Origin of the sequence: Aeoliella mucimassa (genome assembly GCF_007748035.1) — a bacterium.
GTDB classification, from domain to species: Bacteria; Planctomycetota; Planctomycetia; order Pirellulales; family Lacipirellulaceae; genus Aeoliella; species Aeoliella mucimassa.
The window spans coordinates 4,846,658-4,870,479 of the sequence record NZ_CP036278.1 but is presented as its reverse complement, the minus strand read 5'-3'; the positions used below and the strand labels follow the sequence as shown (position 1 = coordinate 4,870,479).

At 56.4% G+C, this 23,822-nt stretch carries 19 protein-coding genes; 11 read left to right on the top strand and 8 right to left on the bottom strand.

The annotated features are described in order from the left end of the window. Nucleotides 1–9: 9 nt before the first annotated feature. The gene (pckA, locus tag Pan181_RS19085) at nt 10–1,605 is read left to right on the top strand and encodes a phosphoenolpyruvate carboxykinase (ATP) (RefSeq protein WP_145249133.1); all 1,596 of its coding nucleotides are present in this window, start codon (nt 10–12) and stop codon (nt 1,603–1,605) included. Nucleotides 1,606–1,713: 108 nt separating this feature from the next. On the opposite strand, the gene Pan181_RS19080 is transcribed toward pckA, so the two are convergent. Continuing rightward, entirely contained in the window at nt 1,714–2,463 is a 750-nt protein-coding gene (locus tag Pan181_RS19080) for a 4'-phosphopantetheinyl transferase family protein (protein WP_145249131.1), read from the bottom strand. Nucleotides 2,464–2,465: 2 nt separating this feature from the next. Further along, on the bottom strand, nt 2,466–3,245 hold the full coding sequence (locus Pan181_RS19075; protein ID WP_145249129.1) for a thioesterase II family protein: 780 nt from the start codon (nt 3,243–3,245) through the stop codon (nt 2,466–2,468). Between the two features lie 561 nt (nt 3,246–3,806). Between Pan181_RS19075 and Pan181_RS19070 the strand changes: the two genes are divergently transcribed. The 8 genes from Pan181_RS19070 to dnaB all read left to right on the top strand — a co-directional run bounded on the left by Pan181_RS19070 (nt 3,807) and on the right by dnaB (nt 12,003). Then, complete coding sequence (locus Pan181_RS19070; RefSeq protein WP_145249127.1) at nt 3,807–6,026, top strand: AMP-binding protein; 2,220 nt, start codon at nt 3,807–3,809, stop codon at nt 6,024–6,026. A 263-nt stretch (nt 6,027–6,289) separates the two neighbouring features. Further along, on the top strand, nt 6,290–7,240 hold the full coding sequence (locus Pan181_RS19065; protein WP_145249125.1) for a ribose-phosphate diphosphokinase: 951 nt from the start codon (nt 6,290–6,292) through the stop codon (nt 7,238–7,240). A 225-nt stretch (nt 7,241–7,465) separates the two neighbouring features. Further along, complete coding sequence (locus tag Pan181_RS19060) at nt 7,466–8,098, top strand: 50S ribosomal protein L25 (RefSeq protein ID WP_145249123.1); 633 nt, start codon at nt 7,466–7,468, stop codon at nt 8,096–8,098. 63 nt (nt 8,099–8,161) lie between these two features. Further along, nucleotides 8,162–8,719 carry an aminoacyl-tRNA hydrolase gene (gene pth, locus Pan181_RS19055; protein WP_145249121.1) on the top strand — a complete coding sequence of 186 codons (558 nt, stop codon included), beginning with the start codon at nt 8,162–8,164 and terminating at the stop codon, nt 8,717–8,719. A gap of 50 nt (nt 8,720–8,769) precedes the next feature. Continuing rightward, nucleotides 8,770–9,165: a 30S ribosomal protein S6 gene (rpsF, locus tag Pan181_RS19050; protein ID WP_145249119.1), complete on the top strand. Its 396-nt coding sequence runs from the start codon at nt 8,770–8,772 to the stop codon at nt 9,163–9,165. A gap of 113 nt (nt 9,166–9,278) precedes the next feature. Next, nucleotides 9,279–9,746 carry a single-stranded DNA-binding protein gene (locus Pan181_RS19045; RefSeq protein WP_145249117.1) on the top strand — a complete coding sequence of 156 codons (468 nt, stop codon included), beginning with the start codon at nt 9,279–9,281 and terminating at the stop codon, nt 9,744–9,746. 78 nt (nt 9,747–9,824) lie between these two features. Beyond that, complete coding sequence (rplI, locus tag Pan181_RS19040; RefSeq protein ID WP_145249116.1) at nt 9,825–10,349, top strand: 50S ribosomal protein L9; 525 nt, start codon at nt 9,825–9,827, stop codon at nt 10,347–10,349. A gap of 193 nt (nt 10,350–10,542) precedes the next feature. Beyond that, entirely contained in the window at nt 10,543–12,003 is a 1,461-nt protein-coding gene (dnaB, locus tag Pan181_RS19035) for a replicative DNA helicase (RefSeq protein ID WP_145249114.1), read from the top strand. Nucleotides 12,004–12,031: 28 nt separating this feature from the next. Here the strand turns inward: dnaB and Pan181_RS19030 are convergent, their stop codons facing one another. Beyond that, nucleotides 12,032–12,688 carry a potassium channel family protein gene (locus tag Pan181_RS19030; RefSeq protein ID WP_145249112.1) on the bottom strand — a complete coding sequence of 219 codons (657 nt, stop codon included), beginning with the start codon at nt 12,686–12,688 and terminating at the stop codon, nt 12,032–12,034. A 66-nt stretch (nt 12,689–12,754) separates the two neighbouring features. Next, complete coding sequence (locus Pan181_RS19025) at nt 12,755–14,173, bottom strand: TrkH family potassium uptake protein (RefSeq protein ID WP_145249110.1); 1,419 nt, start codon at nt 14,171–14,173, stop codon at nt 12,755–12,757. A gap of 1,340 nt (nt 14,174–15,513) precedes the next feature. On the opposite strand from Pan181_RS19025, the gene Pan181_RS19020 reads away from it, so the two are divergent. Further along, nucleotides 15,514–18,399, top strand: a complete 2,886-nt coding sequence (locus tag Pan181_RS19020; RefSeq protein WP_231943644.1) for a BamA/OMP85 family outer membrane protein — start codon at nt 15,514–15,516, stop codon at nt 18,397–18,399. 61 nt (nt 18,400–18,460) lie between these two features. Then, entirely contained in the window at nt 18,461–19,597 is a 1,137-nt protein-coding gene (locus Pan181_RS19015) for a cellulase family glycosylhydrolase (protein WP_197528513.1), read from the top strand. A gap of 24 nt (nt 19,598–19,621) precedes the next feature. On the opposite strand, the gene Pan181_RS19010 is transcribed toward Pan181_RS19015, so the two are convergent. The 4 genes from Pan181_RS19010 to Pan181_RS18995 all read right to left on the bottom strand — a co-directional run bounded on the left by Pan181_RS19010 (nt 19,622) and on the right by Pan181_RS18995 (nt 23,522). After that, nucleotides 19,622–19,882, bottom strand: coding sequence for a hypothetical protein (locus Pan181_RS19010; protein ID WP_145249107.1), 261 nt, complete (start codon nt 19,880–19,882; stop codon nt 19,622–19,624). A 27-nt stretch (nt 19,883–19,909) separates the two neighbouring features. After that, on the bottom strand, nt 19,910–20,362 hold the full coding sequence (locus Pan181_RS19005; RefSeq protein WP_145249105.1) for a hypothetical protein: 453 nt from the start codon (nt 20,360–20,362) through the stop codon (nt 19,910–19,912). 138 nt (nt 20,363–20,500) lie between these two features. Next, nucleotides 20,501–21,382, bottom strand: coding sequence for a sigma-70 family RNA polymerase sigma factor (locus Pan181_RS19000; protein ID WP_145249103.1), 882 nt, complete (start codon nt 21,380–21,382; stop codon nt 20,501–20,503). A gap of 313 nt (nt 21,383–21,695) precedes the next feature. Next, entirely contained in the window at nt 21,696–23,522 is a 1,827-nt protein-coding gene (locus tag Pan181_RS18995; RefSeq protein ID WP_145249102.1) for a 30S ribosomal protein S1, read from the bottom strand. Nucleotides 23,523–23,822 lie beyond the last annotated feature (300 nt).

Sequence of the window (23,822 nt, the reverse complement as noted above, 5' to 3'; positions counted from 1 at the left end):
AGAACTGCCATGAATGTTCCTGTCGACCTGTCTGTTTATGGAATAACAGTCAAGAAGGTCCTCCGTAATCTTTCGCCAGCGGAACTGTGCGAACTGGGCGTCGAAACTGACGGCGAACAGTTAACAAGCAGTGGAGCTATTAACGCCAACTCTGGCGCGAAGAAGGGCCGCAGCCCGAAAGATAAGCGGGTTGTCAAAGAAGCCTCCAGCGATAACGACGTATGGTGGGGCAACGTAAATATCCCGTTTACTGAGGACTCGTTTGGTAAGAATCGCAAGATGGCGATCGATTACCTGAACACCTGTGATCAACTATTTGTTCTCGATGGCTATGCCGGTTGGGAACCAGAAAACCAAATCAAAGTTCGTGTCATTTGCTCGCGAAGCTATCACGCTTTGTTCATGCATAACATGCTGATCCGTCCCACGAAGGAACAGCTAGAATCGTACGGCGAACCTGACTACGTGGTGTTCAACGCTGGTTGCACCGAAGCCGATCCATCGGTCGAAGGTGTCGAAAACACCACGAGCGTAGCCTTGAACTTTGCCGCTGGCGAGTTCGTGATTCTCGGTTCGCAATACGCAGGCGAGATGAAGAAGGGTGTGTTCACCATCATGAACTACCTGATGCCGAAGAAGGGCATCCTGTCGATGCACTGCTCGGCCAACGAAGGCCCAAAAGGCGACGTGTCGCTGTTCTTCGGTCTGTCGGGTACAGGTAAAACCACGCTCTCGGCAGACGTGAATCGCGCCCTGATCGGCGACGACGAACACTGCTGGTCGGAAACCGGTGTGTCGAACATCGAAGGTGGTTGCTACGCAAAGACCATCAATCTGTCGGCCGAGAAAGAGCCGGAGATTTACGGTGCTATCAAGTTCGGTACCGTGTTGGAAAACGTGATCGTCGATCCCGAGACTCGCGAAGTGGACTATGACGATGTGTCGCTTACCGAGAACACTCGGGCGAGCTATCCCATCGAGCACATTCCCAACGCCAAGATCCCTTGCATCGGTGGTCATCCCAAGAACATCGTGTTCTTGACCTGCGACGCGTTCGGTGTACTGCCACCGGTCAGCAAGCTGACCCCCGAGCAGGCGATGTACCACTTCATTAGTGGTTACACGGCTAAGGTGGCTGGAACCGAAGTCGGCGTGACCGAGCCCGAAGCGACGTTCAGTGCCTGCTTCGGTGCACCGTTCCTGGTATGGCATCCTTCGAAGTACGCCGAGCTGTTGGCCGAAAAGATGCGAAGCTACGGCGCTACTGCTTGGTTGGTGAACACCGGCTGGAGCGGCGGTGCCTACGGAACCGGCGAACGCATGAGCCTGAAGTACACTCGGGCGATCATCGATGCGATTCACGATGGTACGCTGGTCGATGCTCCCACCGCCACCGATCCGGTGTTCGGCGTGGAAGTACCCACCGAGTGTGCGAATGTGCCGAGCGAGATCCTGGTCCCCAAGAACACTTGGGCCGACAAGGAAGCCTTCGAGAAGACCGCTGGCAAGCTCGCTAGCTTGTTCGTGACGAACTTCAAGAAGTTCGAAGAAGGTGCTTCGGACGAAATCAAAGCAGCTGGCCCCAACGTGGAAGCCGCTGTCTAATTGCCAAGCAATTAGCTAAGTAAACGACAAAGGGTGCCATGGCTGCGAGGCCATGGCACCCTTTTATTGATTAGGCCCTCACTCGTTCAGGTGACGGTATCTCGTCGCCTAGCCGAGGTCGGTCATGCGATAGCAGCGAACTTGAGCTGGTTGCTGTTCGACTGCGAGCGAAGCTGCTAGATGCGAGGGGCTCGTAAGATCCATCAGCACGACTGCCGAGTGACTGGTGTTCCAAGTCGGAGGAATCGCGACGGTATTGACCGACTGCTCGCCCGCTTGGGTGTTGAGTTGTTCGACTCGCGCAGTGAGTCCCAAGCCGGTCAGCTTGACGATCGCCTCTTTGCGAGTCCATGTCTGAAAGAAGTAACGTACCGCTTCGGTAGCGGGCGACTGGTGATACGCAGCGAGCTCTTCCGTGGTGAAGTGTTTGCTTGCGAGTGAGTCGCGCGTGGTGACTTCGCGGAGCTGTTCGCAATCGATCCCTACGTTCGACTTCGACACGGCGAGCAGCACTTGGCTGCTGGTATGGCTGAGATTGAAGTGCAGCTCGCTTCCCGGGAGCGACGGTTTGCCTAGCTGCGAAATGTGGTAAGCAACCTGCTGCGGAGCGACTTGCAGGTAACTCGCGAGAACGCGTCGCATCCCCAGGTGAGCGCCAGCGTAGCGTTGCTTCAAAGCAGTAGTAGCAAGCTGGTTGTGCCATTGCTGCTCGGCAGCATCGAGCCACGAGAGGCATTCGTTCGTCGCAGCAAACTGGTTGGTATCCCAGCTCCAGACGTGCAGCTCGTCGCTGGCCAGCGAGCAGGGAGCTTGCTGCCAGTCGACAGTCTCTGCTTCGAGCAGGGAGGGACACTGCATGGTTACTGGTCCCCCAGCTCTGGCAACGCGGCGAGAACCATCGCAATCGCTGGCGGAACCGCCTTCGACGTCGCTTCGCGCCGCGGGGCGGGGTGCAGGAAGAAATGTCCGCCAGGCATCAAACGCATGGCAAAGTGGCGGCTGGTCAGCTCCCGCCAGGCGTTTAGGCGATGGACCGCTACGCCGGGGTCGTTGGTACCGCCGAGCGCAAGGATGTCGACCGGCAGCGGTTCGCCGGCGATGTATTCGTAGGTCTCGATCATCTGAATATCAGCCCGCAGCGGCGGCAGCACCATGGCCATTAATTCGGGCGACTCGCGAACCGCAGCCGGGATGCCGTCGTACCGATTCGAGACTTCGTCGATGAAATCCTGATCCGGCAGCTGGCCGATCGGCGACTTCGGCTTGGTGCCGCGCGGTGCGCCGCAGGCGGCGACAATCAGTTTGTGGGGTAAGGGGAGTTGGCGATCCACCAGCCGGCGGGTTACCTCGAACGCCACGTATCCTCCCAGACTGTGACCGACAAACAGGTGCGGAGCAGGGGGGAGCGCGGAAATGGCTTCAGTAATCTCGTCTGCCAAGTGCGAGAGCTCGTCGTACACCGGCGCGGCGAGCCGATCCTCGCGGCCAGGCATCCGCATCGGCACGAGCGCAACATCCTCCGGCAGGTAGCGTTGCCAGCGATAGAAAACGGCCGCACCACCACCAGCATGAGGGAAGCAAAACAACCGCCGGGGGGCGTCCAGGCGTATCGATTCAGGGAGTAATGGATGAAGTGTCACGCGATAGCTTTGTGCTCAGTAATCAATTTCTATCTCACCTGTAACAGATAGACATCCCAAGCGTAATAGGTAGTGAGCAGGGAGTTTGCCTCTGAAGGTGTTGATTCGACGATCGCTCGAGAGAGCAAGGACTTATTGTAACCTGCTTCATAGTAACTAGTTAGGTGCATTGCTGCGGGGTAGCGCCGAGGGTGCGGAACAGAATGATTTTAGCGCGTTTTAGGTCTACAAGTATTTTGCAAGGGTCTTACGTCGCGGCAAATTGGCACATAAAATAGAAAACTTGCCCAGGAAGGGGGATCGCGTAGGAATGGACTCTGCCGAACCGCGTGTACGTGGGAGGGCACAAGGTCGGATGGCACTGACTAGGTCCTGTCCTGCGGGACGCACCACTTAAAACGGCGCGGCACTGGAACCTGCAACACTGGTAACCCGAAAGCCGATACCGTGCGATGAGTCGAACTATTGGCTTGTTGCTATTTCCCATCGCTCAGTCGCTAGGCTGAGGGTGCCTTACCTTCCTCCCAACGCCTTAGCTCTGCGACCCCAGAACGAGTAACAATGGCCTCTGTGATTCTGCAACGTGCTCAAGTACTCGACTCCATGGTGGACCTGCTTCGCCAGCAGGCGGCCCGCTTTGGAGAGCGAACCGCATACGTTTTCCTCGACGATCAGGAAGGCGAAGTTAGCATTAGCTTCCGCGAGCTCGATATTCGCGCCAAAGCGATTGCTGCCAACTTGCGTACCGAACTCGAACCGGGAGATCGCGCACTGCTGATCTATCCCGCGGGACTCGAATTCATCACCGCCTTCTTTGGCTGCCTGTACGCTGGGGTGGTCGCCGTGCCGGCCACGTACCCGAAGCCCCGCCGGCCGTTGCCGCGGATGGCGAGCATCGCCCGCGATAGCGGAGCCTTGGTCGCCCTTACCACCAGCCAAACGCTCGACACGGTTGATATGTCGCAGCAAGACGAGGCCGTGGCCTCGATGCGGTGGCTCGCGACCGACGAAGTCCCCAGCAGCGAAGCTGAGAACTGGACCTCGCCAGGACTCGACAGCGAGCAATTGGCCTTCCTGCAATATACGTCCGGCTCGACCAGCGACCCCAAGGGGGTAATGGTCTCGCATGGCAACTTGCTTGCCAACCTCGAGGCGATTCGCCAGTCGTTTGGAATCGAGGTCGATCACACTGGCCGCGACATCGCTACCGGAGTCTTCTGGCTGCCTGCCTACCATGATATGGGATTGATCGGCGGCATCCTGACTCCTTTGTTTGTCGGTGGACGCAGTGTGCTGATGGCTCCCGCGTCGTTCCTGCAGAAGCCGCTGCGTTGGCTCGAAGCAATCGACAAGTACGGGGCGACTATTAGTGGTGCTCCCAACTTTGCCTACGAATACTGCGTAAAACGAACCACCGAGGAAGAACGGGCGAAGCTCGATTTCTCGGCCTGGCAGCTTGCTTTCTGTGGAGCCGAGCCGATTCGGGCCGAGACCGTGCGGCAGTTCACTTCGGCCTTTGCGGTAAGCAAGTTCCGCCCCGATGCGTTCTATCCCTGCTATGGTTTGGCCGAAAATACCTTGCTTGCTGCTGGCAGTGAGCATCGCCGAGAGCCAACCGTTTTGCGGGTCGATCGCGAATCGCTGGCTGCAGGTAACGTGCAAGTCGTGGTGAATGGCAGTAGCCAGCACGCACAAGAGCTGGTTGGCTCGGGCACCGCGCCGGCCGAGCACCGCGTGGAAATCGTGCACCCGCTGACCGGATCGGTCTGCCCCGAAGGGGTCGTCGGCGAAGTGTTGCTGCAAGGTCCAAGTGTCGCCCAGGGCTACTTCGGCCGCGCCGAAGAGATCAATCGTAACTTCCACACCCGAGTTCGCGGCGTCGAAGGCGAGTTCCTCAGCACCGGCGACCTGGGGTTCTTTTACGAAGGCGAATTGTTCGTCACCGGGCGTTTAAAGGACGTCATTATTATTCGTGGCCGTAATCACTATCCGCAGGATATCGAAACCACGGCCGAAGCGGCTCACGAAGCATTGATGCCGGGTGCTGCGTTTAGCATCACCGTCGGCGACGAAGAGCGACTCGTGGTTGTCAATCAGATTGATCGACAGCTAAGCAAAGCAGAGTACCCCAAAGTGGTTAGCGCCATTCGGCAGGCAATCGCCGACCAACACGAACTCGACTGTTACGCCATTGTGCTAATTCGTCAGTCGTCGTTGCCGGTGACCTCGAGTGGAAAAGTGCAACGGTCGCTCACACGCGACCAGTACATGGAGGCGAAATTACGTGTTGTTCACGAATGGAAACAATCAGCGCGCCCCGCGACCAACGGCAAAGCAAAACGACCGGGCAAAAACGGTTCGGGGACGAATGGAACTCTTTTGGCGGGCGATGTATTCGGCGTGGAGCAAACCGCCGAGAGGATCGAAGCCTGGCTGGAAGAGTGGCTGGTAGACCGCATTGGGCTGGATCCAGCCGAAATGCATCGCGACAAGCCGTTTGCTGAGTTCGGGGTCGACTCACTGACCGCCGTGGAATTGAGCCACGAGCTGGAAGAAGAGTTCGGCGTGCCATTGCCACCGATCGTGGCCTGGAACTACCCGACTCCTGCAGCGCTCTCGCGGTACCTGGCCGAGCAATCGATCGGCCAGCAAGAGCCAGCGGCCGAACAGGCGACTGACGAAGCAGCAGCGCCAGTCGACGATGCTGAACTCGAAGCGATGCTCGCCGAAATCGAAAACCTTAGCGACGAAGATGCCGAGCGGCTGCTCGAGGGCGAATAGTCGCTGGATAATCGTGGCAGATAAAATCGGATGGCGGGCATCGCGATTCGTTTCGATTATGGGCGAAGCCGCGCAGTGAATTCCCGTTGGCAACCGCCATCCAGCATGACAATTTGTTGTGTTGCCCGCGGCGAAATCGCAACGCCCCGGCTATCAAATGGGCACGAATCCTGGCAAAATATGTTGCCCTGGGCCGCGGTGGATGCGTGCCCCTCGTTCACCGAATCCGCTAGCACGAGCGGGTGTTTCAAGGGCAACAAGTGATGCAGGACATCAAACTCTTTAGTGGCTCGGCAAATCGCGAACTTAGCGAGCAGATTGCCAAGTACCTCGGCGTACCGCTGGGCAAGATCTCGCTGGGGCGGTTTCCCGATGGCGAAATCTCCTGCAAGGTCGATGAGGACATTCGCGGCCGCGATGTGTTCCTGATTCAGCCGACCTGTCCGCCGGTCAACGAAAACCTGATGGAACTGTTGATCATGATCGACAGTTGCCTGCGGGCGAGTGCCGAGCGCATTACGGCCGTGATTCCTTACTACGGCTACGCTCGCCAGGATCGCAAGGACGAAGGCCGGGTGCCGATTACCGCGAAGCTGGTCGCAAACATCATTACCCGCGCGGGAGCCGATCGCGTGCTGACCATGGATCTGCACGCCGCACAGATTCAAGGTTTCTTCGACGTTCCGGTCGACCACTTATATGCAGCTCCAGTGCTGAATCAGCACTTTATCGAGTCGGGTATCGATCTCGACAATATCGTGATTGTGAGTCCCGACGAAGGAAGCATTAAACGAGCACTGGGGCACTCAAAACGCCTGGGCGGTGAAGTGGCCATTATCGATAAGCGTCGCACCAGCGCCCAAACCACCGTGCAGGCGAACCTACTGGGGGGCTCGGTCGAGGGCAAAGTCGCCTTGATGTTCGACGACATGATCTCTACCGCTGGCTCCATCTGTGGGGCAGCCAAGGTGATTCGGGATTTTGGTGCGAAGGAAATTCACGTAGGTGTTACCCATCCGGTGTTCTGTGGCCCCGCGCTCGATCGCTTGGAGCAGGCAGATATCACCAGTTTGGTCTGCACGAACTCCATTCCGCTCGGGTCCGAGATCACGGATCGGCTTCCCCAGATTATTCGGTTGCCGGTCGATCACCTGGTGGGGGATGCGATTAAAGCGATCCACCGAAACGAGTCGGTAAGTAAGCTATTTCGGTAAACCCTGCGGTTTACCCGGGTTTCACGGGGCTATCCCCCCGCCCGGCAATGCAGGCAGCTTACCTATCCGGCCCAAAATGATCCGAGAATTCTGCCGAGGGACCGCTTGAAATCCGGACGGAAACTCGCAAAATAAGGGATTCTGCCAATCCCATGAGGCCGTGCCTGATCGGTACCTTTCCACCGACCTTTGGCAGGCGGCCTCCTCCATGAGAATAAACCGACGATGAGCGAAACACTTACCGTTAAGAAGCGAGAAACCACCGGGTCGCGTTCCAGCTACGCTTTGCGTCGCGATGGCAAATGCCCTTTGGTGTTGTATGGGCACAACGAACCCTCGGTTCATTTGTCGGTCCCCTACGATCAACTGTCGGCCACCTTGCGTCACGGTGCAAAGCTGGTACAGCTCACCGGCGACGAAAGCGGGCAGGCCATTCTGCATGACATGCAGTGGGATACCTTCGGTCGCTATGTGCTCCACGTGGATTTGCTGCGTGTCGATGCCGGTGAATTGGTGACCGTTGAAATTCCTGTGGAAGCCAAGGGAGAAGCCCCTGGCGAAGTTGAAGGTGGCATTATCACCTGGGTGAACCACTCGGTGGAAATTGAGGTTACTCCAGCCGCGATTCCTGAAAAGCTTCATGTCGATTTGGCCGGAGTGAATTTGGGTGATACGGTAACGGCCGATGCGATCTTCGACCTGCCCGAAGGGTCGAAGTTGGTGACCGCCGCTGAGCGAGTGATCCTGAACTGCGTTGCTCCTGCAGCGGCCGACGCCGACGAAGAAGAGGATGCTGCGGCATCCGGTGCCGAGCCCGAATTGGTTGGAGACAAGGGCGAAGAAGCCGACAGCGAATAGTATTTGGTTGCTTGAAGCGGTTGGTTGGGTAGATACACAGTGACCTGAGGTTGGCCGGCAACGATGAAACTAGTCGTGGGGCTCGGCAATCCCGGGAAAAAATACGACGATACGAGACATAATGTAGGTTTCGACCTGATCGGCGAGCTGGCCAAACGCTGGTTTGCCGACCCGGTCCGCGAGAAACACCAGTCGCTCATTGCCGAAGCAAATTACTCCGGCGAAAAAGTGTTGCTGGTGGCCCCGCAAACCTTCATGAACCTTTCAGGCGTTGCAGTTCGTTTGGTGATGGACTTTTATAAGCTCACTGCCGACGATTTACTGGTCGCCTGCGATGATTTTAACATACCGCTCGGAACGCTCCGTCTTAAACCCAAAGGGTCTGCAGGCGGGCAAAACGGGCTCAATAACATAATCCAGCAGGTAGGCACTCAAGAAGTTCCTCGGTTGCGAATAGGTATTGGGCCGGTCCCCGAACGGTGGAGCACAGTGGATTTTGTGCTAGGCAAGTTTAGCCGCGATGAGCAGCAGCTTGCTGACCAGTCCGTGCGTCGAGCCGCCGACGCCGTGGAGTGTTGGCTAACTGACGGAATCGGCTCGGCGATGAACCGGTTCAACTAGCACGTAACCTATTACCACCTATACAGCATCGCTGCCCTGGAGACCTTAAATTGCAAACGCAAGTTTACGAAGGCCTGTTCATTTTCGATTCCAATCGTTTTGCTCGCGATCAGGAAGCCCTGCCGGGTGAAGTGGCGGAGATGATCACCAGCGAAGGTGGCGAAGTTCTGGTGAGCCGCCTGTGGGAAGAGCGTCGTTTGGCGTATCCCATCAATGGCCAACGCAAAGGCACCTACTGGCTGACTTACTTCCGCTCGCCTACCTCGGCGATCTCGGTTCTCAATCGCAAGTGCGAGATCCACGACGGAGTGCTTCGCCAGTTGGTGATCAAGATTCATCCCAGCCTGGTCGAGCCGATTTTGGCCCACGCCGCGGGTGTTCCTCAGGAAGTCGAAGAAGAAGCCGAGGAGACTGCCGACGAGCCAGTGGCTGCTTCGGCCGAATAAGGCGACAATGGATGGTTCTGCTTGCAGCCGGACCAGCGACACGATAGACTGCGGCTTGTCGGTACGTATGTACAGTTTTCGGCAAGCAAGGATTTCAAACGTAAGGTTTCATCATGGCTAGCTTCAACCGAGTGATTCTGGTCGGCAATCTGACCCGCGATCCCGAGTTGCGCTACATTCCCAGTGGAACTGCGGTCGCGGAAATCGGGATGGCGGTCAACGAGCGTGTAAAGCGCAACGACCAGTGGGTCGATGAGGTGAATTTCTTCGACGTCACCCTGTGGGGTCGTACTGCGGAAGTGGTCAATCAGTACTTGAGCAAGGGCTCATCGGTGCTGATCGAAGGCCGCCTGAAGTACGATACCTGGGAAAAGGACGGTCAGAAGCGTTCGAAAGTCAAAATCATCGGCGAAAAGATGCAGATGCTTAGCGGTGGTGGAGCCGGCGGCGGTGGCGGAGGAGGCGGAGGCGGTCGAAGCTCCGGCAACGCTCCCCATCGGCAACAACCTGCCAGCCACGACAGCTACGACGATTACTCTAGCGCTCCCAGCATGCCACCGGACGACGAAATTCCGTTCTAATGGCCATGGCTGAGGACAGCCGCTGTTTCCGATTATAATCTTTCCGAATCATTACTAACTTTAGCTACCACGTCAGCCATGCAAACCAAAGCCAAGCACAAAAACAAGGGTTTCAAGCGTCTTCCTCGCGGTGAGCACGGCGGAGTCCAGTTGCTGCTGATTCAGTCGGTTGCCGACCTTGGCAAGCAAGGCGAAGTGGTAGAAGTGAAGCGTGGTTACGCGCTGAACTACCTGATTCCACAGGGACTGGCCACGATTGCCACCGATCATCACAAGCGGATGGTCGACAAGCACAAGGCCAAGCTGCAACAAATCGAACTGGCCCGTCAGGCGGAACTTCGCAGCTACGCTGCCGAGATTTCGAAGCAAAGCGTTACCATCGAGGCAAACGCTACCGAAGACGGGCATCTCTATGGTAGCGTCGGTGCAGTCGAGATCCTGGCTGCTCTCAAGAAGAACGACGTGCACCTCAACGCCGATCAAATCCGTCTGGATGGTGTGTTGAAGGAACTCGGCCTGTACACCGTGAAGATTCGCCTGTCTTCGGAAGTCGAAGGCGAAGTCAAGGTGTGGGTGGTTCCCAGCGTTGGCGTCGACGACTAAAGCGTCTCCGAAACTGCGGTTTCGGATCACGTTTGAGAGTCGCAGGAAACAGATCGGGCACGTGAAAGCCTCGGTGTGCAACTTGCGATAGTCGCTGGCTCGGCATCAGAGTGCGGAATACCAAGCATTTGCTTGTGCGTAGTGTATTGCACTGCGCGGTCGTTATGTCTTGTTACGCAAAAAGGAGTGCGCGATGGCCGACCACGACCGTTCTGATGTCGATCATAAGAAGTCACGTAAGGGAAAGCACCGCGTCGATAGCGCCGAAGGGCTGCTAGAGCGCCAGATGCCTCAGGCAGTGGATGCCGAGCGGGGCGTGCTGGGCAGCTTGCTGCTGCTGCCGGAGAAGTTCGACGAAGTCGCGCTGATTCTTCGCCCCGACGACTTCTACGACGATTCGCATGCGTGCATCTATCATCACTTGATCGAGATGCATGATAGCGGCAAGCAGATCGATCCGATGCTGTTGGTGCAGCACCTCCGCGACGCAGGCGATTACGAACGCATCGGTGGAGCCGCGTACATCGCTGAGCTAGGCGAATCGGTCCCCACGGCCGCCCACGCGGAGTTCTACGCTCAGAAAGTGCAGGAGAAGGCCACCCTGCGGGCGCTCATCCAAGCGAGCACCGACATCATCCGCGACTCCTACGATCCAACGATCGACTCGCGACAAATGCTGAGCCGGGCGGAAGAACGTGTGTTCTCCATCCTGGAAGAGAAGGGCAACTCGCAGGTGACCTCGATTCGCGAGGTGCTGCAGGAGTCGCTCGCCCGACTCGACGCTCGGATGCGGAGTGACCACACTGCCGGCGGTGTCGAAACCGGGTTCGAAGATTTCGACGAAATGTCGGGCGGTCTGCGGGCGAACGAGTTGATCATTTTGGCCGCTCGCCCGAGTATGGGTAAAACAGCCCTGGCGATGAACATCACCGAACACGCCGCCATCGATTGTCAGGCACCCACGCTGTTCGTCAGCCTCGAAATGTCGAAGCTCGAACTTGGCGATCGTCTGCTTTGTTCGCGGGCTCGTGTGAATGGTCACCGCTTGCGTAACGGTCATATCAGCAAAGAAGAGAGTCAGTTGCTCATTCGCACCGCGAACGAGATTAGCTCGGCCCCGCTGTACATCGACGACACGCCTGGTCGTACGATGACCGAAATCGCCGCTGCGGGACGACGCTTGAAGCGTCGGCATGGATTATCGCTGGTGGTGATCGACTACTTACAGCTGATCGAGCCCGATAACTCGAGCGACCCTCGTCAGGAACAGGTGTCGAAGATCGCTCGCCGACTCAAGGGCTTGGCACGTGAACTTTCGGTGCCAGTGTTGTGCCTTGCACAGCTCAACCGTCAGGTCGAATCGACCCGCGACAATAAACCACAGTTGAGCCATTTGCGTGAGTCGGGAGCCATCGAGCAGGATGCCGACATCGTGATGTTTGTGCATCGTGAAGAATACTATCAAACCAACGAAGAAGATCGGGCGCGCGTGCGTGGTGAAGCCGATCTGTTGATTCGCAAGCAGCGTAATGGTCCGACAGGCGACGTGAAGCTGACCTGGTTGCACGACTTCACACGCTTCACCAATGCGGCTCCGGAGCCACACGAAGAATTCGCCAGCTTCGGCGGCGGTGGTGGTGGAGACGAATTTTAGATTCGCTGCTCTCTGTTTCGCGGATCCGTTACTTGATCTGAGCAACGTGATCGAGCGAGTTGTCGCTGCCCGCGACGAATAGCGTTTCCGAATCGGTCAGCCGATGATCGGGATCTGGCGAAGGGTGCGTTTCGCCGGTAAGGCAATCGTGTAACGCGACAATGGTAAGCGAATACTTCTGTCTTACATTTAGCTCGCGAATGGTTTTGCCAACCCAGGCATCTGGCACGCTCATTTCCTGAATCCCGAAATCGGCTCCCAACTTGTCGTAGTTCAGGAGTCCCGACTTGGTGAGCTGCGCGGCGAGTTCGATCGCGGTGTCATGTTCGGGGAAAATGGTTTGATGCACGCCCAATCGCTCCATCACTCGAGCATGTTGCTGCGAAACCACCTTTACGCAGATCTTAGTGATCTTCATGTCGAGCAAGGCCATCGACGTGAGCACACTAGCGGTGATGTCGTCGCCAGTCGAAACGACTGCCGCGTCGGAACCTTCGGCCCCTAGTCGCTTGAGCGTTTCGATATCAGTGGCGTCGCCCACCACCGCCCTCGCGACTACCTGACCAACGCGGTCTACGAGCACTCCATCTTGATCAACCGCAATCACTTCATGCCCATTCTCAGCCAGGCTGAGAGCGACCGTGGTGCCAAAATTTCCAAGTCCGATGACCAAGAAGCGTTTCATGAGTTAAACCTATCCATCTCTTACAAAACAGATTGAGCAGGGCGAATGGCGAAGCTTTGAGTATCTCTAGCCAACGATGACATCCTCGTGGGCGTAGCGGAAGGTGCCTCGTTGGGCGAATCGAACCTGCAGTACCGCTGCCAGCGACAAGGGGCCAACGCGACCAATGAACATGAGGAAGATGACTACCCAGCACGCTTGAACGGATAGATGGGATGTTGCTCCCATCGAAAGGCCAACCGTGTTAAAGGCACTCACGACCTCGAATGCTTCCACGAGAAACAGTTCGTGTTGTCCAAACAAATCGCCGATGCCCGCTAACAGGAAAATACCAAATACGATGATGCCACCTCCGACCACAAGCAGGCCGACTGCCCGCTGAACGGTTTCGTCGGGAATCGAACGCTCAGCGAACGTAACCGACTGTCGAGCGCGAAGCCGGGACGAAGCCAGCAGCACGAGAATTGCGAGCGAGGTGACTTTAAAACCGCCGGCCGTGGATCCAGGGGCCCCGCCGACGGTCATTAATAAGATCGTGAGAAAGTTCGTGCTGGTGGTCATCGACGCGTAATCAACCGTGTTAAATCCGGCAGTACGCGGAGTGATGCTCAGGAACAACGCATTGACGATTCGATCGGTCACCGAAAGCTTGTTAAGGCCTTCGTTCCACTCGAATAGCAGGAACAAACTGGCGCCGACGAAAATCAACAGCATCGTACTCCAGAGTACCAGCTTGGTGTGGAGTGAGAGCGTGCGTCGTTTGTGCTTTGGCTTTTGAAAGTAGCGAATCAGTTCTTCCATCACAACAAAACCGAGTCCACCGCTAATGATCAAGCACGAGATCACGAGCAGCGTTGCGGGCGATTCGCTGAACTGTACCAGCGAGTCGCTATAGGTCGAGAAGCCAGCGTTGCAGAATGCACTGACCGAATGAAAGATGGCAGGCCAGATGGCCTCGCGCCAGCCCATTTTGGGAACCCACAAGATATAGAGCAGTAGCGCGCCGATGCTTTCGAAAGCGAACGTAAAGCGAATGACTGCTAGTACTAGCTTGCGAGGGGTGATCTCAGAGAGTCCCGGATTGATGACCGTGGCTGCCGCCTCGGAGCGAAGCGACGGCCTTCCTCCCAGCGCCATGATGACCAGCGTCGCCAAGCTCATCATGCCGATGCCACCCAACTGAATAAGCAGCAGCAAGAACAGTTGGCCCTGAAACGTGAAGTACGTCGCCGTGTCGACAACGATCAACCCCGTGACGCACACAGCACTGGTTGCGGTGAAGGCCGCGTCGGTCCACCCCAGAGGAGCCTCTTTATAGATGCCTGGTAGTACTTTCAGTCCGATGGTGCCTAGCACGATCAGTAGCGCGAACGAGCCGACAAAGACTTCGGTGTTCTTGAGCGAACTCCAAAGTCGGCGGATTCCACGTAGGAAGCCTTGAAAGCGAGGAGGCTTGGCTCCCGGTATTCGGGGTCGAGAAAACATGAACACAGTTACTTATTCGGTGGTATCAGTATTCGGTGCTCGGAAACCCGGCCCCCAAGGTCAGTATTGCTATCACTCGACTTTCGCAGGTTTGCCACTGGTAGGCAAGAGTACAGGCATCACGAGAATAAATGGAACGTAACTCGGCGTTAGTCATCATCTTTGATTTCTTCTTCCCTGCTGCTCCCTGATTTACCCAGTTGTGCAGGTACCCGTAGGGGCCAGTTTTCCCACTCCAGGTGGGATAGATTCCCACCGCTTACGAATAGATTCCCAATTTACCCACCGATGGGAAAATTGAATCTGCGTGCACACTACAAAACCAGTGGTTTTCGGCCTCGAATAGATTCCCATTTCCGAAAACGCATCGAGTGGGAATCTATTTTCGCGATGCCTGGCGATCGTAAGTCGTTTGTAGTAAACAGGTTACATCAACACCTCCGCGATAGTTGCCCAAAATAGATTCCCATGGGTGGGAAACTATTCTAGGGAGGATTCAGGAGTGAGGGGTCAGGGGACAAGGGGTAGATGGGGGGCATTTTGGGAGAGCTGCCAGAGACTGAAGAATCTCGCCTGCAGCTCAAAGCTTGGAGCCTACGGCTTTGACGACCGCGCAGCAGCCTGCGCCCACGCAAGCATCCCTTCGCCTGCGTGTCGCTAAGAGTTCGAGTTCATCGCAGGTATCACATCCCAATCACCTCCAATCATCAACGAAGCCAATGGCCGATAGCGGAAAGCTGACAGCCTTAGTTGCCTGTTCATTAGAACACTGTCAGTGGCCAATTTCCAGCAGAAAGTGGCCTCGGAGAGTCCGTTTTCCTCTTTTGTTCGCAGCCAATGATTGCACTAAGCGCCTACCCTCGAGATGCTCACACCAGGCTAGATGTCCGTCTGCTGGTAGTGCTGTCGAGAGGGTCTCTGGAACGGAAAAACACGAGAAAACAGGGCGGGGTGGGCCATTCGTGTGTCCGCAGTGAAACATCTTGCATGCGGTTCGCGGCGAATCTGTCTTGTCAGGTTCGGGCGATTGTAGTATCCCTTGCCCGCCCCGTAGGGTTTGGCCGGCAGATGCGCAACGGATTGTGGCTGCCTGGTCCTAGCGAACCTCTTCTGAAAAAGAGCCTCGTCGAATGCACGCTGAATACGCAAAACACTTACCAGACAATCGAAGCATCCCTCGCCACCTCTGTTGGTTGGCGTTACTCGCTACGCTGTGCCTGCCGAATTCGGTGGTCCGCGCGCAGGCTGGGATGAGTGCTGGCCAACTTGCCGGAAGCCTATTTGGTAAAGATGAAAAACCTGCAGAAGGAGCAGGGCCTTCGATAACCGCCACTAATCAGGTGGTTGCTGATATTCGTATCGAAGGAGCCCGCTCGGTACCTGCCCCTACGGTGCTTAAAGAACTCAAGACTCGTATCGGTCGTCCCTACGATCCACTGTTGGTACAAGCTGACGTGAAGCGACTGTTTACGCTCCCTTGGTTTGTGAACGTGGAAACCTATACCGACCAAAGCAACGATGGTGTCGTCGTCATTTTTAAGGTCGTCGAACGTCCCACGGTTCGGTACATCGAATTCCTGGGTAACAACAGCATCAAGGACAAGAAGCTGCTGAAGGAAACAGGGCTGAATGTTGGGGGAGCCTTGAGTCCCTATCAGGTGGAAGAAGCCCGTAGCCGAATCGAACAGCTCTACAAAGAAAATGGCTTTAATCGCGTGCAGGTGCGCGTGGTAGAGGGAGATCAGTCTGGCGATCGGGCGATTGTGTTCGATATCAACGAAGGACCCCAGCAGAAGGTCGGGGCGGTTAAGTTCGAAGGCAATCAGTTTGCCAGCGATGGCCGCTTGAAGACCAAGATTCAAACCAAACCCGGAATGCTGTTTGGTTTGTTCAAAGGGTACATCGATCCGAAGAGTCTCGAATCGGATCAAAACCGTCTGACGAACTACTATCGCCAGTTTGGTTTCTTCCAGGCGCGTGTCAGTCCCATCCTGGAATGGAGCGACGACGATAGCAGAGTCACCATTCGTTGGATTATCAACGAAGGACCGCAATCGTCGGTGCGGCAAGTTCGCATTCTCGGCAACGAGCTTTTTGCGACGACGGATCTGAAAGCAGGCCTGAAGCTGCAAGACACCAACCAGTACGAACAAGCCAAGCTAACTGGCGACGTCGAATGGCTCAAGGAACTCTATGGCAGCCGAGGCTATGTGTTTACTGACGTGAAGGCCGACGTACGCTACCTCGACGAGCCTGGTCAGGTTGATTTGGTCTACACGATCGACGAAGGGGAGCGTTACCGCGTCGGACGAATCTTCGTTCACATCGGCGGCGAGAATCCCCATACTCGTATCAGTACTGCCCTCAATCGTTTGTCGATCAAACCGGGGGAGATCATGGATATTCGCGAAATCCATGCGAGCGAACGCCGGTTGCAGGCGAGTAGCCTGTTCTTGGCTGACCCTTCCCGAAACGTTTTCCCGTCGATTTCCTTCCGCATTCCGGAAGTAGAAGACGAAATGCTTGCCAGCGACGATCCTGTGTATCGGGGGCAGAATCCTGCGCCTGAACCTGCTGATCCAGTAGTACCCGTGCAAGGAAAGCCGGGCACCTACATGGTGGAGCGTCCCAGCATTCCTGGTACGCCTGGTAGCAATATGGACGTGCACTTGTATTTCGATGGAGATTCGACGGAACCGGAAGTTACTGCAGTGAAACCATCGGTGTATACGGTACATAAAACGCCCGTTGGTTCGACAGCTAGCGATTCCGGTATTCGAAACAAAGCTTACAGTGGGTTGAACTTTAAAACTTCCAGTCCATACCATCAGGCTCCCACGGTGCCCTCTTTGCAGGACACTGTCATACGGGGGCAGTCCCCCGATCCCATAACGGTGGGATGGGCCAGCGGTAGTACTCCGGAGCCTCGCTCGGCTTCGGAATTGATGCCAGCTGGAGTGGGGGGGCAAGTGGTACAAGCGACCGGGCCGAGTGCGGTGCCTGCTGGTGCGAACCAAGTGAATCAGGTGCAGTACAACGAGCAGGGACCGTTTGGACCTCCTCCAGTTCCCCCGACGAATGTCAGTCCCATTACCCCCTATCCTCAGGACGATTTGATCGTGCCTGGCACCAATGGTCTGCCGACGAGTCTAGATCCTACCGTTGATGTGTTTCTGGATCTCGAAGAAACCCAGACTGGTCGTTTCATGCTCGGCGTAGGTATCAACTCCGACGCTGGTGTTGTTGGACAGATCTTGTTAGACGAACGCAACTTCGACTGGCGGCGACCTCCACGTAGCTGGCAAGACGTCGTGAACGGCACTGCCTGGCGCGGTGGTGGTCAGCGGCTGCGTATCGAGGCAGCTCCTGGCTCGCAAGTAAATCGCTACCTTGTGAATTTCCAGGAACCCTTCTTGATGGGAACTCCTATCAGTCTGGGACTTTCTGGTTCTTACTACGATCGTCGGTACGAAGACTGGGATGAAGGCCGCTTGGGCGGCAAGATCTCGCTTGGTTACCAGTGGGTGCAAAGCGATGTCTCCACGGTATTCACCTACCGCGGCGAGAGCGTCAACATTAGCAATCCCTCGAACTCGGCCGAGCCTCAACTCGCCGAAGTGCTAGGCGACAACGTGCTGCATGGGTTCAAAGCCGCGGTGGTGAACGACACCCGCGATAGCACGTTCCTCGCGACGCAAGGTCATCGCCTGGAGTTCTATGGCGAGCAAGTGATTGGCACCTACGACTATCCTCGTATCGGATTCGATGCGAAGAAGTACTTCCTGGTGCATGAGCGGGCCGACCACTCGGGCCGTCACGTGGTGAGTTTGACCAGTCAGGTCGACTACTCGGGAAGCAACACACCGCTTTACGATCAATACTTTGCCGGTGGTTTTTCGACGATGCGTGGTTTCGACTTCCGAGGAGCTTCGCCGGTCTCGAATGGGGTAATCGTGGGTGGTGAGTTCCTATGGTTGAACTCGGTGGAATACATGTTCCCGATCACTGCCGACGACATGTTCCACGGCGTCGTGTTCTGCGATTTCGGTACCGTGGAACCTAAAGTCGAGATCAACGACTTCCGGGTGAGCCCTGGTTTCGGATTCCGGATTACAGTACCCGCAATGGGCCCGGCACCGATTGCGTTGGATTTCGCTTTCCCGGTGGCCAAGGCCGATTTCGACGATACGCAGGTCTTCAGCTTCAGCATTGGCTTCCTCCGGTAGCATTCCGGCAGGGTCTCGATTATTCTGGACTTCGCACCCTTTTCTTGATTGCGAGGTTCCTATGAGTCGAATGGTCAGCTTGTTGTCGTGTTGTGCTGCTTTGGTCGCACTAGTTGGTAGCTTTGGTGGTTCTAGTGTTTCTGCGGCCGAGCAATGGTCGGCGGAAAAGGCCAACGAGTGGTACGACGAGCTACCCTGGATGGTCGGCTGCAACTACGCACCAGCAACGGCCATCAATCAGCTCGAGATGTGGCAGGCCGACACCTTCGACCCCGAGACCATCGACATAGAACTCGGCTGGGCGAGCGACATTGGCTTCAACACAGTGCGTGTCTTCCTGCACGATGTCGCTTGGAAGGAAGACCCTGATGGATTCTTCAAGCGGGTCGACAAGTTTCTCGAGATTGCCGACCGCCATGGCATTCGGTCGATGGTGGTGATTTTCGACGGAGTCTGGGATCCCGATTCGCAAGCCGGGCCACAGCGCCGCCCTCGTCCTGGGGTGCATAACAGCGGATGGCTGCAGAGTCCCGGTCGCTACATCCTGTCGAACGACGAGCGGCAAGATGCCCTTGAGCCCTACGTGAAAGCAGTGGTAAAGCGATACGCCAACGACAAGCGGGTGTTGATTTGGGACTTGTTCAACGAGCCATGCAATACCAACGCTAGCAGCTATGGACCGTTAGAGCTACCGAATAAAGACGAGCGGGCAGAGCGACTAGTCCGCAAGACATTTGCCTGGGCCCGCGAAGTGGGACCAAGCCAACCTCTGACGGTCGGCTTCTGGCAAGGTGGTCCCTGGGATGACTCGGAGAAGTTGAATCTCACCCATACCGCAGCGGCGGAGTTGAGCGACGTGATTACTTTTCACGACTATGGCGACGAAGATTCGTTGCGCGGACGCATCGACGCTCTGAAGACCTACGGGCGACCCATCATGTGCACCGAGTACATGGCCCGCGGCAACGGCAGCACCTTTCGCATGGCGCTACCGATCATGAAGAGTGAAAACGTGGGGGCTTACAACTGGGGATTGGTTGCCGGCAAGACGCAAACCAACTATCCCTGGCAGACCTGGCAAATGCCAATCATGGGCGAGCCCAAGCCATGGCACCACGAGGTGTTCTACTCCGATGGCAAGCCTTACAGCCAGGAAGAAGTCGAGCTGATCAAGCAACTCACCGAACGCGGAAAGTAGTCACGCGTTCGGGTATAGCCATGCTTACCAGCGGTAACCCCATTGGCGGTACCCACCGTTGTAATCACGCTGTTTGATCGTCGCAGGGCGATAATAATCGGCGCCAAACCATCCCCAACGAAACGTAGGGGTCGGCTGCACCTGCATGGGTTGCGCAGGGTACTGCGGATACGGGGCGACGATCGGCGGAGCTGTGTATGCCGGCGGCGAAAACGATTGCGGCGGTGCTGCTTGCACGCTGGTTGATAGCGCTAGCAGTACGGCAAAAGTGACGAGTCGTTTCACGGTCGAGCCTCCTGCTCGGTGTCTCGTTTATGGCATCGGTTCCGGTGTTGCCCCATAAGGCATGACCGGCATCGGGCTGTAATAGCCGCCGTTGCCATAGTAGTAGTTGGGAACTCCCAGGATCACATTGGGTGGACCATAGAGGTTGCCAAAGTAGGGAGCGTAACTGCCGCCCCAACGCATTCGGTAGTAGTCGAGGTGATAAGGGTAGGGACGCTGAAAATAGCCTCCCGACATTTGTGGTTCGCGGTAACGCGGCGGTGAGTCCGCATATCCGTGTCGTTGGTAGTTGGAACCTCTGCGGCCAGCATAGGGGCTATCCATCGCTCCGCCGTACTGCCTGCCGGTAGGTTCCGCTCGACTCGGAGTCGCCTGATCGCGGTGCCGCTGATAAGTGGGCGCTTGCCCGCGCACATTATCAACTTCGATTGCTGTCAGCACCACTGCTGCTAGCATGATGCACCCGTAAAGTCGACTCATGTTGTCTATGCTTTCTAAGTCGGAAAGTTCACTCACATCCTCCATGCTAGGCAGCGAAAAAGCCGAACGTCAAGAAAATAGGCTGCAATCCACCCCTGATCAGCCGCCAGTGCAAGCAGTAGTAGGGGCTGGGTGCTATCAGTCGTCCTTGCGAACCGCTCCGAACAGGAGTTTGCGATCGCGAGGATCTTCCAAACCTGCGGCCATCTTCTTGAGTGCTTCGGTTTCAATCTGGCGAACTCGCTCGCGAGTCAGCCCCAACTGCTCACCGATTTCCTTCAGGGTTCTCGGTTCGTGACCTTCTAGGCCAAACCGCATCTTCAACACCGTGGCTTCGCGGGTGTCCATCGACGAGAGCATCTGCATCACATGGTGCAGGCTGTCGGACTCAACCAGCGTGTCGTCAGGAGTTCGTTGGCGCTCATCCATTACTAGGTCGCCGAGGCTCCAGCCCGCTTCCGCCTGATCCGTTTGCGGAGTCGCGTTGTAGATCTTGATCGCCTTCTTGATGATCGGCAACTTCTTCTTGGGCAGACCCAGAATGCGGGCGATCTCTTCCGGCGTCGGCGTGCGATCCAACTCCTCGGTGAGACGCGCGGTAGCGCGCCGCCACTTCGAGAGCAGCTCTACCATGTACGCGGGAATGCGGATCGTCTTGCCGGTGTTGATCAAAGCTCGTTTGATCGACTGCTTGATCCAGTAACTGGCATAGGTGCTGAAACGAGTACCCATCGCAGGATCGAATCCTTCGACGGCTCGCAGCAAACCAAGGTTGCCTTCTTCAATCAAGTCTTGCAGACTGAGGCCTTTGCCGGAGTAGCCACGGGCGATATTCACCACGAGACGCAGATTGGCACGAACCATTCGGTCGCGCGCTGTCACGTCCCCTTCGCCAATACGAATGGCCAGTTCCTTTTCTTCTTCAGCGTTTAGTAGCGCTGTCTCATTGATTTCGCGCAAGTAGGTTTCCAGCGGTGTTTGCACGGACGAACTGGATTTGCGCTTCTTGGTAGAGGGCATAATAAGGTCGGATCGATTGGAGGCTGTGCACGTACCGCCGATCAAGGCGGGAGGGCGTCGGCGGTACGTGCACCTTGTACGGTGGGCGAGGATACTTTAGGTATCGACCCTGATACTCGCCAATCTGTAAACCCTTGCGATTGACGTAGCCTGGACCGATTATGCGTAAGGCGCGGACACTGACGAACAATCGGCCTTCGAACCAGCGCACAAAAAAAGCGGCTCTTGTCGTAGGACAAGAGCCGCTTTGTGATTAGCACTCATGCGGAGCGGTGTGCGATTGCAACAGCCGATCCGATTGTGAGGTTGGCGACTATTCTTCGCCTTCTTCCGAAGTTTCAGCAGCAGGAGCTTCTTCGGCGGCAGCCTTGAACAGCGGGCCGGAGTCGCCTCCGATACCACCCTTCAGTTCCTTGCCATCCGAGGTGCGATTCTCTGCCATTTCGGCTTCGATCTCGTCCTGCTCGGCCCATTCGACACGCTTGCGCGACAGGCCAATCTTGCGATCGTCGATATCGACACGCAGTACCTTGACCTCGATCTCGTCGCCGACGTTCACCAGGTCCGAGGGATTCTCGACCTTGTGATCGGCCAGTTCCGAGATGTGCAGCAAGCCTTCCAGACCATCTTCCAGTCCGACGAATACGCCGAAGTTGGTGATCTTGGTTACCTTACCGCTGACCAGTTGGCCAGGTTGGTAACGATCGGGAATGTCGGTGGCCCAAGGATCTTCGTCCAGCTGCTTGAGGCCCAGCGCGATACGGCGACGTTCCTGGTCGACCGACAGCACCTTGCACTCGATTTCCTGGCCCTTTTCGACCACTTCGCTGGGGTGACCAATCTTACGGGTCCACGACATGTCGCTGACATGCAGCAAGCCATCGATGCCTTCTTCGATTTCGATAAAGGCACCGTAGTTGGTGAGGTTCCGCACGCGGCCTTTGACCATCGAACCAGTGGGGTAACGTTCGATAACCTTGTCCCATGGGTTGTCCTGGGTTTGCTTCATACCCAAAGAGATTTCTTGCTTCTCTTCGTTGATACCAAGCACGACCACTTCGACTTCGTCGTCGATCTGAACCAATTCCGAAGGATGGTTGATACGCTTGGTCCACGACATCTCGCTGATGTGCACCAGACCTTCGATGCCATCTTCGAGCTTGACGAAGGCACCGTAGCTCATCACGTTGACAACCGTGCCCTTGACCTTCGAGTCCACCGGGTACTTCGTGGCAACGTTGTCCCACGGGCTGGGCTGCTTTTGCTTGAGGCCCAGGGCGATTTTCTCTTTTTCGTAGTCGATGTTGAGGATCATCACCTCGATCTCGTCGTCGATCTTCACCATCTCGGATGGATGGTTGATGCGCCCCCAGCTCATGTCGGTGATGTGCAACAGACCGTCGATACCACCAAGGTCGACGAACGCACCGAAGTCGGCCAGGTTCTTGACCACACCGGTGCGGACTTGACCTGGTTCCAGTTCCTTGAGCAGTTCGGTCTTCTTCTTGGCACGCTCGGCTTCGATCAAGCTGCGGCGGCTGACCACGATGTTGCGACGGGTTTCGTCGATCTTGAGCACCATGCAGTCGATGGTCTGCCCAATGTATTCTCCAATGTCGTGCGGACGGCGGATGTCCACCTGGCTGGCAGGCAGGAACACGTTGACGCCGATGTTGACGAGCAGACCACCCTTGATCTTGCGCTCGACCACGCCCGAGACCGTGTCGCCTTCATGGACTTTCTCCATGACGCTGATCCACTTCTCGATCTTCTCGGCCTTCCGCTTGCTCAGAACGATCATCCCGCGATCGTCGTGGCGGCCAACCACATCTTCTACGTCCTCGACCAGGACGCGTACGGTTTGCCCTATCTCTGGCGGTTCATCGGCGGAGTCGCCGGTTTCTTCGTCTTCCTCCCACTCGCTGCGGGGAACCATGCCCTCGCTTTTGTAGCCGACGTCTACGATGACGAATTCGTCGTCAACACGAACGATCTTGCCCTCGACGATTTGCTCGGGCGAGATGTCGGTGTCCTCTTCCAACATCTCGGGCGGCAACTCTTCCATCAGCCCAATGCCGATGTCCTCGTTCCATTCTTCTTCCGAAACGTCAAACTCACGAATTAAATTACGATTGACCATGAAATACCTGTTTGGCGAGCGGCGAAACGAGAGGCAACGCCGACGGGGCGGTGCAGGGGGAGGAAAAGGCCGGTCGCCAACCTGAGTGATAGGGGTTACATCGATTGGCCGGGCTCGGGGACTCTCCCAAGGCCTGGAAAGCGGCTTTTCGATAAGCCTGTGATCTTACCAAAATAAAAGTACCCACACAACTTAGGTGTTAGGCTTTTAAGGCAGATGCGATTCCGCCGCCGGGAGGGCGAGGCAGCCGAAGACGAATGTCGCCCAAAGTGGCTAATTTGCCTGTTTGTCACAGGGGCA

Coding starts and splice junctions, on each gene's coding strand:
- Pan181_RS19015 (WP_197528513.1), top strand. CDS start 18,461: ATGAGTCGAATGGTCAGCTTGTTGTCGTGTTGTGCTGCTTTGGTCGCA.
- pckA (WP_145249133.1), top strand. CDS start 10: ATGAATGTTCCTGTCGACCTGTCTGTTTATGGAATAACAGTCAAGAAG.
- Pan181_RS19080 (WP_145249131.1), bottom strand. CDS start 2,463: ATGCAGTGTCCCTCCCTGCTCGAAGCAGAGACTGTCGACTGGCAGCAA.
- Pan181_RS19025 (WP_145249110.1), bottom strand. CDS start 14,173: ATGTTTTCTCGACCCCGAATACCGGGAGCCAAGCCTCCTCGCTTTCAA.
- Pan181_RS19005 (WP_145249105.1), bottom strand. CDS start 20,362: ATGAGTCGACTTTACGGGTGCATCATGCTAGCAGCAGTGGTGCTGACA.
- Pan181_RS19070 (WP_145249127.1), top strand. CDS start 3,807: ATGGCCTCTGTGATTCTGCAACGTGCTCAAGTACTCGACTCCATGGTG.
- pth (WP_145249121.1), top strand. CDS start 8,162: ATGAAACTAGTCGTGGGGCTCGGCAATCCCGGGAAAAAATACGACGAT.
- Pan181_RS19065 (WP_145249125.1), top strand. CDS start 6,290: ATGCAGGACATCAAACTCTTTAGTGGCTCGGCAAATCGCGAACTTAGC.
- Pan181_RS18995 (WP_145249102.1), bottom strand. CDS start 23,522: ATGGTCAATCGTAATTTAATTCGTGAGTTTGACGTTTCGGAAGAAGAA.
- Pan181_RS19000 (WP_145249103.1), bottom strand. CDS start 21,382: ATGCCCTCTACCAAGAAGCGCAAATCCAGTTCGTCCGTGCAAACACCG.
- Pan181_RS19030 (WP_145249112.1), bottom strand. CDS start 12,688: ATGAAACGCTTCTTGGTCATCGGACTTGGAAATTTTGGCACCACGGTC.
- Pan181_RS19060 (WP_145249123.1), top strand. CDS start 7,466: ATGAGCGAAACACTTACCGTTAAGAAGCGAGAAACCACCGGGTCGCGT.
- dnaB (WP_145249114.1), top strand. CDS start 10,543: ATGGCCGACCACGACCGTTCTGATGTCGATCATAAGAAGTCACGTAAG.
- Pan181_RS19045 (WP_145249117.1), top strand. CDS start 9,279: ATGGCTAGCTTCAACCGAGTGATTCTGGTCGGCAATCTGACCCGCGAT.
- rplI (WP_145249116.1), top strand. CDS start 9,825: ATGCAAACCAAAGCCAAGCACAAAAACAAGGGTTTCAAGCGTCTTCCT.